Origin of the sequence: Sulfitobacter indolifex (assembly GCF_022788655.1) — a bacterium.
GTDB lineage: Bacteria > Pseudomonadota > Alphaproteobacteria > Rhodobacterales > Rhodobacteraceae > Sulfitobacter > Sulfitobacter indolifex.
In genome coordinates this window covers 1602381-1616401 of sequence record NZ_CP084951.1, presented here as the reverse complement: position 1 = coordinate 1616401, position 14021 = coordinate 1602381, and the positions used below count along the sequence as shown (strand labels likewise).

Genomic DNA, 14021 nt, shown 5'->3' with positions numbered 1-14021 from the left:
CTAACTCCGCGCGCAAGGGAAAATGCGCGCCGGGGGCCATGACCATGACAAAATCCGACAACGGAATCACCTATGCCGAAGCAGGCGTGGATATTGACGCAGGCAATGCGCTTGTAGAGCGGATCAAGCCGGCGGCGAAATCCACCGCGCGCCCGGGCGTTATGTCTGGCCTTGGCGGCTTTGGCGCGCTGTTCGACCTCAAAGGCGCAGGCTTTACCGATCCGGTGCTGGTTGCGGCGACAGACGGCGTGGGCACCAAGCTGCGCATCGCCATCGACACCGGCAATGTCGACAGCATCGGCATTGATCTGGTCGCCATGTGCGTCAACGATCTGGTCTGCCAAGGGGCGGAGCCGCTTTTCTTCCTCGACTACTTCGCGACAGGTAAGCTGGAGCTCGACAGTGCCGCGCGGATCATTGAGGGCATCGCCAAGGGTTGCGCCGATTCAGGTTGTGCTCTGATCGGTGGCGAGACCGCTGAGATGCCGGGCATGTACCACGCGGGCGATTTTGACCTCGCCGGTTTTTCTGTCGGCGCGATGGAGCGGGGGACGGAACTGCCGCGCGATGTGAAAGAGGGTGACGTGCTTTTGGGTCTGCCGAGCGACGGTGTGCACTCCAACGGCTACAGCCTTGTGCGCAAGATTGTTGAGCGTAGTGGTCTGGGCTGGGGCGATGATTGCCCATGGGGCGCGGGCGATCTGGGCAGCGCGTTGCTGACACCCACACGGCTTTACGTCAAAGGGGTTGTGGCCGCGCTGCGTGCCGATGCGGTGTCGGCGCTGGCGCATATCACCGGCGGTGGTCTGACCGAAAATCTGCCGCGTGTGCTGCCCGTCGGGCTGGCCGCTGAAATTGATTTGAATGCATGGGACTTGCCGCCAGTGTTCAAATGGCTGGCCGCCGAAGGGGGCATGGCCGAGGCCGAGATGCTTAAGACCTTTAACGCCGGGATTGGCATGGTCGCGGTGGTGTCTGCCGATAAGGTTGAGGCTGCCAAGGCCGCCTTTGCCGAGGATGGCCATAGCGCCATTGAGATTGGCCGCATCACCGAAGGCAATGGCGTCACCTACTCCGGCGCGCTGCTTTGACCAAGCGGGTTGCGATTTTCGTCTCAGGCGGCGGCTCCAACATGCAAGCGCTGGTTGAGGATATGACCGGCGACCACGCGGGCCGCCCCTGTCTGGTGCTCTCGAACAACGCGGATGCAGGCGGAATCGCCTGGGCGCAGGGGCAGGGGATCGCGACGGAAGTTGTCGATCACCGCCCCTTCGGCAAGGATCGCCCGGCCTTTGAAGCGGCCTTGGGCACAGCGCTTGAGGCCCATGCCCCTGACATCATTTGCCTTGCCGGTTTCATGCGCAAGCTGACCGAAGGTTTTACCGACGCTTGGGCCGGGCGGATGATCAACATCCATCCGTCGCTGCTGCCGAAATACCGCGGGCTGCACACCCATGCCCGCGCGTTGGAAGCGGGCGATACCGAACATGGCTGCACCGTGCATGAGGTAACTGCCGCTTTGGACGATGGTCCGATCCTTGGCCAAGCGCGCATTCCGGTTCTGCCCGGCGACACGGCTGAGACATTGGCCCAGCGGGTGCTGGTACAAGAACACCGCCTTTACCCCGCCGTGCTGCGCCGTTTCGCCGCCGGTGAACGCCAGCCGGTCATGCTCACGGGCTGACGCTGGTCAAAGCTTTCCGCGTGATGTACCTCTTGAGCAAAGCCCGATGACCGGGCGAGCAACTTGTCAAAGAGCATTTATGAAAACCATCACCACGACAGCCGACCTCGCGCAATTCTGTGAAGAGGCGGCCCGCTATGATTATGTGACCGTCGACACCGAATTTCTGCGCGAACGGACCTACTATTCCAAGCTCTGCCTCGTGCAGTTGGCCATGCCCGGCACGGATGACAGCAACGCCGTTCTGGTCGATCCGCTGGCCGAGGGCATCTCGCTTGAGCCGCTCTACACGCTCTTCCGCGATACGTCAGTGGTAAAGGTTTTCCACGCGGCGCGACAGGATCTTGAAATCTTCTTTGTCGATGCCGAAGTCTTCCCCGAGCCGCTTTTTGACACGCAAGTCGCCGCGATGGTCTGCGGCTTTGGCGAACAGGTGGGCTACGAAACTCTGGTGCGCAAGATTGCACATCAGGCGCTGGACAAGACCTCACGCTTTACTGACTGGTCGCGTCGTCCGCTCACCGATGCGCAAAAGACCTATGCGCTGGCGGATGTAACCCATCTGCGCCAGATTTACGAATTTCTGGCCCGCAAACTTGAAGAAACCGGCCGCGCGCGTTGGGTGGCGGAAGAGCTTGAGACACTGCTCAGCCCCGACACCTATGTGACCCAGCCGCAGGATGCATGGAAACGCGTTAAGACCCGGACCAATTCGCCCAAGTTCCTCGCCATTGTGCAGGAACTGGCGGCTTTCCGAGAGGATTACGCCCGCACCCGCAACATCCCGCGCAACCGCGTTTTCAAAGATGACGCGCTGGTCGAATTGGCGAGCCTCAAGCCCACGAATGGCGAAGAGTTGAACCGCGCACGTCTGCTGCTGCGCGAGGCCCGCAAGGGTGAGATTGCCGAAGGCATTCTGAAAGCCGTCGCCGCAGGCGTGGCGTGCAAACCGGGCGATACCCCTCAGCCTGACCGCAAGCGCGATAAGCTACAAGTGAACCCGGCGCTGTCCGATCTTTTGCGTGTGCTGCTCAAGGCCAAGACCGAAAGTGCAGGGGTCGCAGCCAAGCTGATTGCTTCGGCCAGTGATCTGGACATGCTTTCGGCGGGCGAGCGTGACGTGCAAGCGCTGCGCGGCTGGCGGCACGAAGTCTTTGGCGCCGATGCGCTGCTGCTTTGCGAAGGCAAGATCGCCTTGGCGGCAGACGGCAATGACGTGAAGACCGTTAAGGTCTGATACGAAAAGAGCCGCCCGATTGGGGCGGCTCTTTTCGGCACTACGCGGTGTAGCCTCAGCGGCGCGACACCAGCGTGTTCAACTGCCCTTCAACGCGAATCTCCCGCACACCGCTCAGCGTCTGATTGGTCAGACGGCGCGCTGCGATCACTTCGCGGGTGGGGTTGCTGCCTTGCGAGGTTGCTTTGTCGGGGCGGACCCCTTCCAAACGGTAGGTCAGCACCCCATCAACGGGCTGTTCGTCAAGCGTCGCAGGGGTCAGACGTACCGCATAAATGCCTTGCCTCGCGGCCAGCCCGGTGGCCCGCAAGATCGCACCGCCCGGCACCGGCTCAATGGTCAGGTCGGTGATCTGCTCAAAGGGGCGGCCCGCATAGGTGTCGACTTCAACCGCGCGTTTGGCAAACAGCCCGCTGCGCTGTGGAATCAACGGATTAGCGTTTTCCTCAGAGGCCGCTGGGACCGAACGCGAGGGGCCGAACCAATTCATCGGATTGATGCGGCTGTCACGCACCGTGCCGCAGGCGGATACCAAAAGGGTCGAGGCCAAAAGAGCGAGGAGTGTCTTGCGCATGGGATCCGCCGTTAAGTTAACTTGTCTTGTGCTACCGCATCACGCCAGCCATGGGAAGGGGGTGGACCTTTGCGCATCGGCATCCTACCTGTCAGGCAGTGAAATTCACCAAAGAGAGTGCACCAATGGCCACGCCCGCCTTTGAAGAACTGGTCGAAGATTTCGAGTTTTTGGAAGACTGGGAAGACCGCTATCGCCATGTGATCGACCTTGGCAAAGCGATGGACCCGCTGGCTGAGCCCCTGCGCGTGCCCGCGACCAAGGTTGATGGCTGCGCCTCTCAAGTCTGGCTGCATGCGCAGTTCGACGGTGGGAAACTGCATTTCGACGGGGCAAGCGATGCGATGATCGTGTCGGGTCTGATCGCGGTATTGCGTAGGCTGTTCAACGGTTTGGCGCCTGCTGAAGTTGGCAAAGTCGACGCGAAAGCGGAGTTGGGGCGGTTGGGGTTGAACGACCACCTCTCGGCGCAACGTTCCAACGGTCTGCGGGCGATGATTGAACGCATCCGCGAAACGGCTGCGCAAGAAGCGTAAATGCTAGAGACCGCGCAGCGCAGTCTCTAGATCCCCATAGCCGGTAAATCGCCGTTCGAAGGCGAGACCCAAACGGTCAGCGCATTCGCGCGCCTTTTCAGTGAGTGCCGGATTGTTGGTCTGCGCCTGATAGACGAGTTTTTCGTAGTTACCAAAGTACATATCGCGCAGTTCAGGATGCCGGTCGAGACCCATAGGTTTGATAATGAACGCCTCAAACTGCCGCACCAGAAAATCGGTGAGGTAGAAGGTGGTGATCTCATCTTCTGAGGTTATGGCGAAACTGTCGTTGCCTTGGAAAAAGCTATAGCAATGCGGTCCGGCGACCATCTGCACGCCCATTTCTGCGCAGGCCCGTTCAAGACCACCCCCGGTGCCGCAATCGGCATAGACGACAAAGAAATCATCATAGTCTGCGCGGTGTTTGGCGACCGTGTCGCGCACCGCTTGGGTGATCTTTTCGGGGTAGAGATGGTATTTCGCCGGCAAGCAGGTGAGGTCCAGATGGGTCCAGCCGTTCGCGGCTTTCAGATCCAGTATCTCACGGGCCAGTGCACCGCAGGCGATCAGCAAGATGCGGCCCGCGCGGGTGGGCGCGAGCCCCTCTTGGGTGAGGGTCCGATCATCTGGAAGGTTGCTGTCGCTCATACCGTCACCATCGCATGTCATCGACGCCAACGCAAAGCAGGGACGGCAGGTCAGGCGTTGGCAGAATTATGTTTCCGGCCCATCCAGTCTTTCGCCGTCTCCACGGCGACCGCTGCATCGCGGCAATAGGCGTCTGCACCGATGGCTTTACCGAACTCTTCGTTCAATGGCGCGCCACCGACCAGCACAATATAGTCATCGCGTTTGCCCTGTTCGATCAGGGTGTCGATCACGACTTTCATATAGGGCATGGTCGTGGTCAGCAGGGCGGACATCCCGAGTATGTCGGCTTTTTCCGCTTCCAAAGCTTCGAGGTAGGCTTCGACCGCGTTGTTGATGCCCAGATCGACGACTTCAAATCCCGCGCCTTCCATCATCATGCCGACGAGGTTTTTGCCAATGTCGTGGATGTCGCCTTTGACCGTGCCGATCACCATTTTGCCCACCCGAGGCGCGCCAGTTTCAGCCAGGAGCGGCTTGAGGATGGCCATGCCGCCCTTCATTGCGTTGGCCGCCAGCAGCACTTCGGGCACGAACAAGATACCATCGCGGAAGTCTGCGCCTACGATGGTCATGCCACCAACCAACGCTTTGGTTAGGACTTCGTAGGGTTCCCAGCCACGGTCGAGCAGAATTTGAACGGCCTCTTCGATCTCTTCTTTAAGACCGTCATAGAGGTCATCGAACATTTGTTGGACAAGTTCTTCGTCGTCCAACTCGGCCAGGATGATATCGTCTTCTTCTGACATGGTGTTTCCTTCTGCTGGGCGTGCAGGTGCATGACACTTGGGCCCTTGTCTCACGGAACGTTTGCGCCGGGGTCGCGGTTTGCGACATCGCCCGCGCCTTGCGCGACGCCTTGGCGGCAAACTACTGCTTTTTGCGGTGTAAGGACAAGGTGTTGAGGGGGAGATACTTGCTGATGTTCGCGCAATGTTCTAACCTTCTTTCATGGATAGGGAAGACCAGCGATTCCGCGTGCTTGGCCGCGCGGCAGGCAGCAATGATGCGGGCCGGTTTGAGCGTCATGCCCGCGTGGCGGAAGATGACGGTTGGGCGCGCGAAGACGAGCTTCCGGTGCTGCGTACACAGACCAGCATCGAAGTGCCGCGCAAGGTTATCACCTACAACCGCTCGCCGGACTTGCCCTTTGATCGGTCGATCAACCCATATCGCGGCTGCGAGCATGGCTGCGTCTATTGCTTTGCCCGGCCCAGCCACGCCTATCTCGGCCTGTCGCCGGGGCTGGATTTTGAGACGCAGTTGATCGCCCGACCCGAGGCGCCACAGGTGCTGGCGCGGGAGTTGCGCGCGAAACGCTATGAGGTCGCGCCCATCGCCATCGGCACCAATACCGATCCGTATCAGCCGATTGAGAAAACTCATGGCATCATGCGTGAATGCCTAGAGGTGCTCTCGGCGTTCAATCACCCGGTGGCGATTGTTACCAAAGGCAGCCTAATCGAGCGGGACATCGACATTCTGAGCGACATGGCCAAGCGGGGTCTCGCAGCGGTTGGGATTTCGGTAACCACGCTTGACGCCCGGCTCAGCCGGTTGATGGAGCCGCGCGCGCCCGCGCCGCAGCGACGTTTGCAGGTGATCCGAAAGCTGTCAGAGGCTAGGGTGCCGGTGCGGATCATGGCCTCGCCGATGGTTCCAGCACTTACTGACCCGGAGCTAGAGGCGATCCTGACCGCCGGGCGGGATGCCGGGGCGCGTCATGCCAGTTGGATCATGCTGCGCTTGCCGCGTGAGGTGTCGCCCTTGGTGCAGGAGTGGCTTGCCACCCATTACCCCGACCGTGCTGAGCGGATCATGGCACGGCTGCGCGATATGCATGGCGGGAAAGAATACGATGCGAGCTGGCATAAACGCATGCGGGGCGAGGGGCCCTATGCGCAGATGGTGGCGCAACGCTTTGATCTGGCGGTCAAACGTCTGGGACTGACTCGCGCGGGCGTGCCGTTGCGCTGTGATCTGTTTCGACCGCCCCCGGTGAAGGGCGATCAACTGAGCTTGTTCTGAGCGTTTAGCCCCGGCGGCGACCCCGGCGCGGGGCACGCACTGGGCCTTGACCGTCGGTGCCATCGCTCTCTGATGAGAACTCGCCGATCTCTTCGCGGATCTGCTCCAGCGTCGGGGCCGGGCCTTTTTCGGTGCTGTCGAGGGCGTCGCGCATCGCCACCAAATGCTCGGGCAGGGTGCCGCAGCACCCGCCGATGATGCTCGCACCCGCGTCGCGCGCCATTGTCGCATAGCGTGCCATCAACTCAGGCGTGCCGTCATAGTGAATATGGCCTTCGACGTATTTTGGAATGCCCGCGTTGCCCTTGGAAATAATCGGCAGCGTGCCGTTCTTGGCTGCAAAGCCCAATACGGTGCGCAACAGGTCCGACGCGCCCGTGCCGCAGTTGGCACCATAAGCCAGCGGTGTGTTGTCCAGCCCATGCACCATGTCGACCATTCCTTCGGAGGTCAGGCCCATCATCGTGCGGCCAGCGGTGTCAAAGCTCATCGTGCCGCACCACGGCAGATCCGCCAGCGCAAAGCCTTCGGCAGCGGCGCGGTATTCTTCAGGTGCGCTGATCGTTTCCAACCAGCCAATATCGGCACCGCCTGCCTTGAGGCCATCAGCGGTCTCGTGGAACATCTCTACGGCGAGGGAATGGGACAAGGTGCCGACCGGCTCCATGATCTCACCCGTGGGGCCAACGGAGCCTGCAACGATGACCTTGCGTTCGGCGGTATCGGCCACCTCACGCGCCAGTTCGGCAGCGACACGGCTGAGCTCATGAACGCGCTTTTCAGCGCCGTGCAGCTTGAGCCGCGACGCATTTGCCCCAAAAGAGTTGGTCAGAAAAAGGTCGCTGCCCGAATCCACCGCGAAACGGTAAAGCTTCGTAATCTTCTTCGGCTCATCGGTGTTCCACATCTCAGGCGCGTCGCCTGACATCAGCCCCATGTTGAACAGATTGGTGCCCGTGGCCCCATCCGCGAGCAATGTGCCCTTTTCAGCCAAAAGATCGGTGAATGCGTTGCTCATGGGGGCTCCTGTAGGGTCTGGGAATTTCGCCTGATGTCATGATGCCACTATGGGGGCAATCTCATAATATTCATCTTCATTATGAGGGCAGGCGGGAAGGGCACCCCGGCGCGGATGGCCGGGGTGCAGGGGTTTAGCTGGTCTCGTTCAGCAATTGTGTTTTGGCTTCGGCCATCAGCGCCTGCATTTTGGCGCGGATCGTCGCCTCATCAGCGCGGTCGCCCAAGTCGCCGGAGACTTTGCGATATACATCTTCGTCGCCCGCTTCTTCAAAGTCCGATTTTACGACCTCTTTGGCATAGTCCTCGGCGTCACTGCCCGATTTGCCTAAAAGTTCAGCAGCCCAGAGGCCCAAAAGTTTATTACGGCGCGCCTCGGCGCGGAATTGCATGTCTGCATCGTGGGCGAACTTGCTTTCAAAGGCATTTGCACGGTCGTCAAACTTGCTCATAGCGGGTCTCCGATTGCTGCTGTTACCCTAATCATATCGTGTCGCGCCTGCGTTCCCGCAAGTGGCGCATGAAAGGTCGCGGGCCATGCTTGCAGCAGCGAGGTGGTTGCACTAAGAGAAGCGCAAGCGGCGGGGATGTTCCCGGCCCCCTGTTGGAAAGGATGCCCATGGCCCGGCGCAACAAGATCTACGAAGGCAAGGCAAAGATCCTCTATGAAGGTCCTGAGCCCGGTACCATCGTGCAATATTTCAAAGACGATGCCACGGCCTTTAACGCCGAGAAGAAAGCCACGATCGAGGGCAAGGGCGTGTTGAACAACCGCCTGTCCGAGTTCTTTATGACCGGGCTGAACAACATCGGCGTGCCGACGCATTTCATCAAACGTCTGAACATGCGTGAGCAACTGGTGCGGCAGGTTGAGATCATTCCGCTCGAAGTGATCGTGCGCAACTATGCGGCGGGCTCCATGTCCAAGCGTCTTGGCATCGAAGAGGGCACACAGCTTCCGCGCCCAATTGTCGAGTATTGCTACAAAGACGACGCACTTGGTGATCCGCTGGTTACCGAAGAGCATATCGCGGCCTTTGGCTGGGCCACCCAGCAGGACATGGACGATATCCTAAGCCTCGCGCTGCGGGTCAACGACTTCATGTCGGGTGTGATGATGGCCGTCGGCATCAAGCTGGTGGACTTTAAGATCGAGATTGGCCGCGTTTACGATGGTGATTTCCAGCGTTTGATCGTTGCCGATGAGATCAGCCCCGACAGCTGCCGCCTGTGGGACATTGAGACGGGCCAGAAGCTCGACAAAGATGTGTTCCGCCGCGATCTAGGCTCGCTCACCGATGCCTATACCGAAGTGGCCAAACGTCTGGGCGTGATGCCTAAAAACAATCAGCCGGTGACCAAGCCGACGTTGATCAACTAACGCGGCTTCGCCGTTCAATTTGCAGAAGTTACAAAGGGGTGTCGCGCCATGAAAGCACGGGTGCATGTGATGCTGAAGAACGGGGTGCTCGACCCTCAGGGCGAAGCAGTTCGCCACGCGCTCGGAGCCTTGGGCTTTGATGGGGTGAATGGGGTGCGCCAAGGCAAGGTGATCGAGTTGGACCTTGCCGAGGGCACGTCTGAGGCCGAAGTGACCGCCATGTGCGAAAAGCTCTTGGCCAATACGGTGATCGAATCCTATTCGGTGGAGCTGGCCTGATGCACGCAGCGGTAGTTGTCTTTCCCGGGTCCAATTGCGACCGCGACCTTGCCGTGGCCTTTGAAGCTGCGGGCGCCAAGGTTTCCATGGTCTGGCACAAGGACAGCGAGCTGCCGCAAGGCGTTGATATCGTAGGGATCCCCGGCGGGTTCTCCTATGGGGATTACCTGCGCTGCGGGGCGATTGCCGCAAACTCTCCGATCTGTCGGACTGTGGCGGCCCATGCAGAGCGCGGTGGCTATGTGCTGGGCATCTGCAACGGCTTTCAGGTGCTGACGGAAACCGGCCTGCTGCCCGGCGCGCTGCTGCGCAATGCTGGACTGAAATACATCTGCAAGACCGTGGGTCTTAAGGTTGAGACCACGGCGAGCGATTACACCAATGGCTACGACGCCGGTCAGGTGATCAACATTCCGATCGCGCATCATGATGGCAATTACTTTGCCGATGATGAGACCATCGCGAAATTGCGCGGCGAAGATCGCGTGGCTTTCAGCTATGCCGAGAACCCGAATGGCGCGCGTGATGATATCGCGGGCATTCTATCGGAAAACCGGCGCGTGCTGGGCATGATGCCGCACCCTGAGCGAGCAGCCGAAGCGGCACACGGCAACACCGACGGGGCGGCGCTCTTTCGCGCATTGGCCGGCGCGCTGCAGACTGCCTGACTTGAGTGCATCGCGCGTAGGGCGTAGGTTGTCGTGATGAGCGATGCATCCCGTCCCGAACGCAGCAGTATGGCCGTATCTTGGCGGGTACGGTTTGCGATTGCGTTGCTGATGATTTTGGCAGTGGTGACGATTTCGATCACCAACAAGCTGCTGACTGACCGTTTTACCGAAAGCACCCGCAATCGCGCAGAACTGCGGATCGCGCTTTACAGCGGCAACCTGCTCGCGGAGTTGCGGCAAAACGCCATCGTGCCACAGCTTCTGGCGCGGGATCCCACGTTGATCGGTGCGCTGCAGTCAGCGGATTATTCGCTGTCGACGCAGCGGCTTATCTCCTTCGTGGAGGAGATCGGCGCGGCGTCATTGATGCTTTATGACATCGACGGGCGCACGGTGGCCGCGACGGACCGTAACCGCCTTGGCTCAGCACATAAATCCGAGCCTTATTTTGTCGATGCCATCCGCTCCAACGCCACGATCTTCTCGACCATCCAGCGCGAGCAGGGGGGCTACCGTTTCCTCTATTCACGGCGGATGCAATCGGGGGGAGAGACGCTAGGTGTGATTGCCGTCGAGGTCGATCTGCAAAAGTTCGAGCGGGCATGGGCCGGCATCTCTGACGCGGTCATCGTTATGGACAGCACTGGCGAGATTATCCTTGCCACGGAACCCCGCTGGCGGGGTCTGACAGAACCTGAAGCGCTGGCCAATCACACCCCACAAAGCGCGATTGAACGCGCCATTCAGGCCACGACGGATTGGACGGCACTGCCGCCCGATGCCTATTTGCAGGGCGAAGCGGTGATGCGCCTTGAGAACCGGATACCGTTCCGGGGCTGGCGGATGAGCAGCTACACCACCTATGCCTCGGTTCGGGAAAAAGTGAACGGCGTGTTGGCGTTAGAGGTGATGGGCTTTGCAATCCTCCTTGCCCTGGCGTTCTATTTCCTCAGCCGTCGCACCGCCGGACGGCTTGCTATTTTCCAACGGGAATCGGCCAAGCTGCGCGCGCTGAACCTTGCGCTGCAACGTGAGATTGCCGAGCGTAAGCGCGTTCAACAGACCCTCGCAGTGGCCGAGCAGACGCTTGAGCAATCGTCAAAACTGGCCGCCTTGGGCGAAATGTCTGCCGCCGTGAGCCATGAGTTGAACCAACCGCTTGCGGCGATGAAAACCTATCTGGCGGGTGCGCGACTGCTATTAAAGCGGAATCGGCAGGACGAGGCGCTCTCGTCTTTTGGGCGCATCGACGACCTGATTGAACGTATGGGCGCGATCACACGACAGCTTAAATCCTATGCCCGTAAGGGGCAGGAGGCGTTCTCTCCAGTCGATATGGGGGCGGCACTGGCGTCTTCGCTGTCGATGATGGAGCCGCAGTTGCGCCAGCGGCAGGTTCAGATCAGTCGAATTCTACCGGATAACCCTGTTTTGGTGATGGGGGACCGTATGCGGATCGAACAAGTTATGGTAAACTTGCTAAGAAACGCATTGGACGCGACTAAATCGGAACGAAACCCGCAGGTAGACATTATACTATCAGCGGGGGAGACGGCGACATTGACCGTGCGCGACAATGGTCCGGGTATTGAGGATTTAGACGCGCTGTTCGAACCTTTCTACACGACCAAACAGCCCGGCGATGGTGTGGGGCTGGGTCTTGCCATTTCATCGGGGATCGTAAACGACCTTGGTGGACGGCTCATGGCGCGCAACGGACAGAACGGTGGCGCTGTTTTTGAAATGCAACTGCCTATATTGGCAGATGAAACGAAGATTGAAGCGGCGGAGTAAACGCATGGCTCAGGCAATGAAAATCGCGATTGTAGATGATGAACAGGACATGCGGCAGTCGATCAGCCAGTGGCTGGCTCTGTCAGGCTATGACACTGAAACCTTCGGCAGCGCCGAAGATGCGCTGAAAACGTTGGGGCCGGATTATCCGGGCATCGTCATTTCTGACATCAAGATGCCGGGTATGGACGGAATGCAATTCCTGAAAAAACTGATGGGCAGCGACTCGGCTCTGCCGGTCATCATGATCACCGGCCATGGCGATGTGCCGATGGCAGTTGAAGCGATGCGCGTCGGCGCGTTCGACTTTCTTGAAAAGCCCTTTAACCCCGATCGGATGAGCGAGTTGGCTAAGAAAGCCACCAATGCGCGCCGCTTGGTGATGGACAACCGTGCCCTGCGGCGCGAACTGTCCGACGGCGGCCAGCTGATGAAAAAGCTGATCGGGCAGTCGCCAGTGATGGAACGGTTGCGCGAAGACATTCTCGATCTGGGGCAGGCCGATGGTCATGTGCTGATCGACGGTGAAACCGGGACCGGTAAGACTTTGGTGGCCCATGCGCTCCACGCAGTCGGCAGCCGCGCAGGTAAGAAGTTTGTCCTCGTTTCCTGTGGTGCCTTGGAAGAAGACGCGCTGGCCAAACGGCTTTTTGGCCCCATGCAGCCTGAGGATGCACAGCTGCCAGCGATTGAAGAGGCACGCGGTGGGACGCTGGTGTTGGAAGACATCGAAGCGCTTTCCGAAAGCCTGCAGGCGCGTTTGCTTAGCGCTATCAACGAGCAGGGCACACCAGCCGAGACGCGAATCGTTGCGATCTCAAACCTGCAAGAGGCGGGCCGCACATCTGAGGACGCGCTACGCTCTGACCTCTTCTACCGTCTGGCAGCGCTGCGCATTACCGTACCACCGCTGCGCCAGCGCGGCGAAGACATCCTGACGCTTTTCACCCGCCTGAGCGATCAGTTCGCGGATGAATACGGGTGCGACGCACCGCAGGTCTCGGCCCAAGAAGCCGCGCAACTGTTGCAAGCGCCGTGGCCCGGCAATGTGCGCCAGCTGATCAACGTGGCCGAACGCGCAGTGCTGCAATCGCGCCGTGGCTCGGGCACCATTGCGTCGCTGTTGATGAGCGACCATGACGAGATGCAGCCGGTGATGACCACTGAAGGTAAGCCGTTGAAAGAATACGTCGAAGCCTTTGAGCGCATGTTGATCGACAATACCATGCGCCGCCACAAAGGCTCAATCGCCAGCGTTATGGATGAGCTTTGCCTGCCGCGCCGGACCTTGAACGAGAAGATGGCCAAATATGGATTGCAGCGGTCAGACTACCTCTGACCGCGCCTGTGATCTTTGAGGGCAGCGCGGCTTAACCGCTGCGCTGCTCTGCGATCTCGATGGCTTTGCCGTTCTGATCGGTGATGCAGGACCAGCTTGCCGCCCCGGGCACATTCACCACATAGCGGTATAGTTCGACGATTGGCCGGCTGGTGTTGATCGCGACGCCAGATGCACCGGTCTGTTGGCCCACCGCTGCCACACAGCTTTTTTGCCCACGCAGGTCTGCCAATGCTGCTGGATCGTCGGCCACGGCGATCTCGTCGCAGGCGGCGAGGCCAAGAAAGGTGAGACACAGCGCCGGGCGCAGAATTTTTTGCATAGGATGCGGTCCTTCAAGGCTTGGGGGCCGCGCGGCGCGGCAAGGCATATCTATCGCGTCACCCCGACATCAGTCTCGGCGACAGTCTGAATGTTTCCAAGCGCATCCAGCTTGTCAACCGAGCCAAGTTAAACCGCATTTGACTGTTGCTCATTCGATTGACCATTGTGTTTCACCCCCTAAAGCCCTTAACTAGCCGGATAAGTCCCGTAACGCCCGACTGGCGTATGACGACTTTTGACAGTTTCGCTGCTGCGTCACTCCGACACCGGGGGGCAGGCAGACCGATTGGGCCGGAAACGGCCGAAGAACCGCTGATATTCGCAAGGGCTAGCCCGACCGAAGCACAGCTAAATTAATGGATGCAAGCGGCGCGACAAGCCCTTGCGTCGGAGAAGAACCGCGATGACGCGCGCAGTTGCTCAGAGCAGACAGACCGGGGCCAGCACTGGCCTCGCTGTTGTTGCCGCGTCCTCCATCGCCCTGACAAGTCACACCTCCCAGCCCGATG

General features: G+C 59.8%; 16 protein-coding genes. 10 read left to right on the top strand and 6 right to left on the bottom strand.

The genetic code is table 11. The features are described 5' to 3' along the window. Window positions 1-44: 44 nt before the first annotated feature. The 3 genes from purM to rnd all read left to right on the top strand — a co-directional run bounded on the left by purM (window position 45) and on the right by rnd (window position 2921). Window positions 45-1091: a phosphoribosylformylglycinamidine cyclo-ligase gene (gene purM, locus DSM14862_RS07875; RefSeq protein ID WP_040701239.1), complete on the top strand. Its 1047-nt coding sequence runs from the start codon at window positions 45-47 to the stop codon at window positions 1089-1091. Next, window positions 1088-1684 carry a phosphoribosylglycinamide formyltransferase gene (gene purN / locus DSM14862_RS07870; RefSeq protein ID WP_007119719.1) on the top strand — a complete coding sequence of 199 codons (597 nt, stop codon included), beginning with the start codon at window positions 1088-1090 and terminating at the stop codon, window positions 1682-1684. Before purM ends, purN begins: the two co-directional genes overlap by 4 nt. 79 nt (window positions 1685-1763) lie before the next feature. Beyond that, entirely contained in the window at window positions 1764-2921 is a 1158-nt protein-coding gene (rnd, locus tag DSM14862_RS07865; RefSeq protein WP_007119718.1) for a ribonuclease D, read from the top strand. Window positions 2922-2976: 55 nt separating this feature from the next. Here the strand turns inward: rnd and DSM14862_RS07860 are convergent, their stop codons facing one another. Next, window positions 2977-3495, bottom strand: coding sequence for a hypothetical protein (locus DSM14862_RS07860; protein WP_007119717.1), 519 nt, complete (start codon window positions 3493-3495; stop codon window positions 2977-2979). 125 nt (window positions 3496-3620) lie between these two features. Between DSM14862_RS07860 and DSM14862_RS07855 the strand changes: the two genes are divergently transcribed. Beyond that, window positions 3621-4031 carry a SufE family protein gene (locus DSM14862_RS07855; protein WP_007119716.1) on the top strand — a complete coding sequence of 137 codons (411 nt, stop codon included), beginning with the start codon at window positions 3621-3623 and terminating at the stop codon, window positions 4029-4031. A 3-nt stretch (window positions 4032-4034) separates the two neighbouring features. Here the strand turns inward: DSM14862_RS07855 and DSM14862_RS07850 are convergent, their stop codons facing one another. Next, window positions 4035-4679: a DUF1638 domain-containing protein gene (locus tag DSM14862_RS07850; RefSeq protein ID WP_007119715.1), complete on the bottom strand. Its 645-nt coding sequence runs from the start codon at window positions 4677-4679 to the stop codon at window positions 4035-4037. Window positions 4680-4729: 50 nt separating this feature from the next. Further along, window positions 4730-5428, bottom strand: a complete 699-nt coding sequence (locus DSM14862_RS07845; RefSeq protein WP_007119714.1) for a corrinoid protein — start codon at window positions 5426-5428, stop codon at window positions 4730-4732. Window positions 5429-5630: 202 nt separating this feature from the next. Between DSM14862_RS07845 and DSM14862_RS07840 the strand changes: the two genes are divergently transcribed. Further along, entirely contained in the window at window positions 5631-6707 is a 1077-nt protein-coding gene (locus DSM14862_RS07840) for a PA0069 family radical SAM protein (protein ID WP_007119713.1), read from the top strand. 4 nt (window positions 6708-6711) lie between these two features. Here DSM14862_RS07840 and bmt read toward each other — a convergent pair whose 3' ends face one another. Both bmt and DSM14862_RS07830 read right to left on the bottom strand, forming a co-directional pair. Further along, window positions 6712-7725, bottom strand: coding sequence for a betaine--homocysteine S-methyltransferase (bmt, locus tag DSM14862_RS07835; protein WP_007119712.1), 1014 nt, complete (start codon window positions 7723-7725; stop codon window positions 6712-6714). A gap of 133 nt (window positions 7726-7858) precedes the next feature. After that, window positions 7859-8176 (bottom strand): DUF1476 domain-containing protein, encoded by a 318-nt coding sequence (locus DSM14862_RS07830; protein ID WP_007119711.1) that lies wholly within the window; start codon window positions 8174-8176, stop codon window positions 7859-7861. 167 nt (window positions 8177-8343) lie between these two features. Between DSM14862_RS07830 and purC the strand changes: the two genes are divergently transcribed. The 5 genes from purC to DSM14862_RS07805 are packed head-to-tail and all read left to right on the top strand — an operon-like array spanning window position 8344 to window position 13188. Continuing rightward, window positions 8344-9105 (top strand): phosphoribosylaminoimidazolesuccinocarboxamide synthase, encoded by a 762-nt coding sequence (gene purC / locus DSM14862_RS07825; RefSeq protein ID WP_007119710.1) that lies wholly within the window; start codon window positions 8344-8346, stop codon window positions 9103-9105. A 48-nt stretch (window positions 9106-9153) separates the two neighbouring features. Then, window positions 9154-9384: a phosphoribosylformylglycinamidine synthase subunit PurS gene (purS, locus tag DSM14862_RS07820; protein ID WP_007119709.1), complete on the top strand. Its 231-nt coding sequence runs from the start codon at window positions 9154-9156 to the stop codon at window positions 9382-9384. Continuing rightward, window positions 9384-10052, top strand: a complete 669-nt coding sequence (purQ, locus tag DSM14862_RS07815; protein ID WP_007119708.1) for a phosphoribosylformylglycinamidine synthase subunit PurQ — start codon at window positions 9384-9386, stop codon at window positions 10050-10052. The genes purS and purQ overlap by 1 nt, the downstream gene beginning before the upstream one ends. A 36-nt stretch (window positions 10053-10088) precedes the next feature. Then, window positions 10089-11849: a sensor histidine kinase gene (locus DSM14862_RS07810; RefSeq protein ID WP_040701162.1), complete on the top strand. Its 1761-nt coding sequence runs from the start codon at window positions 10089-10091 to the stop codon at window positions 11847-11849. Window positions 11850-11853: 4 nt separating this feature from the next. Then, window positions 11854-13188, top strand: a complete 1335-nt coding sequence (locus tag DSM14862_RS07805) for a sigma-54-dependent transcriptional regulator (RefSeq protein WP_040701160.1) — start codon at window positions 11854-11856, stop codon at window positions 13186-13188. Window positions 13189-13219: 31 nt separating this feature from the next. Here the strand turns inward: DSM14862_RS07805 and DSM14862_RS07800 are convergent, their stop codons facing one another. Beyond that, a complete protein-coding gene (locus DSM14862_RS07800) occupies window positions 13220-13510 on the bottom strand; it encodes a hypothetical protein (RefSeq protein WP_007119705.1) in 291 nt (96 codons plus the stop codon). Window positions 13511-14021 lie beyond the last annotated feature (511 nt).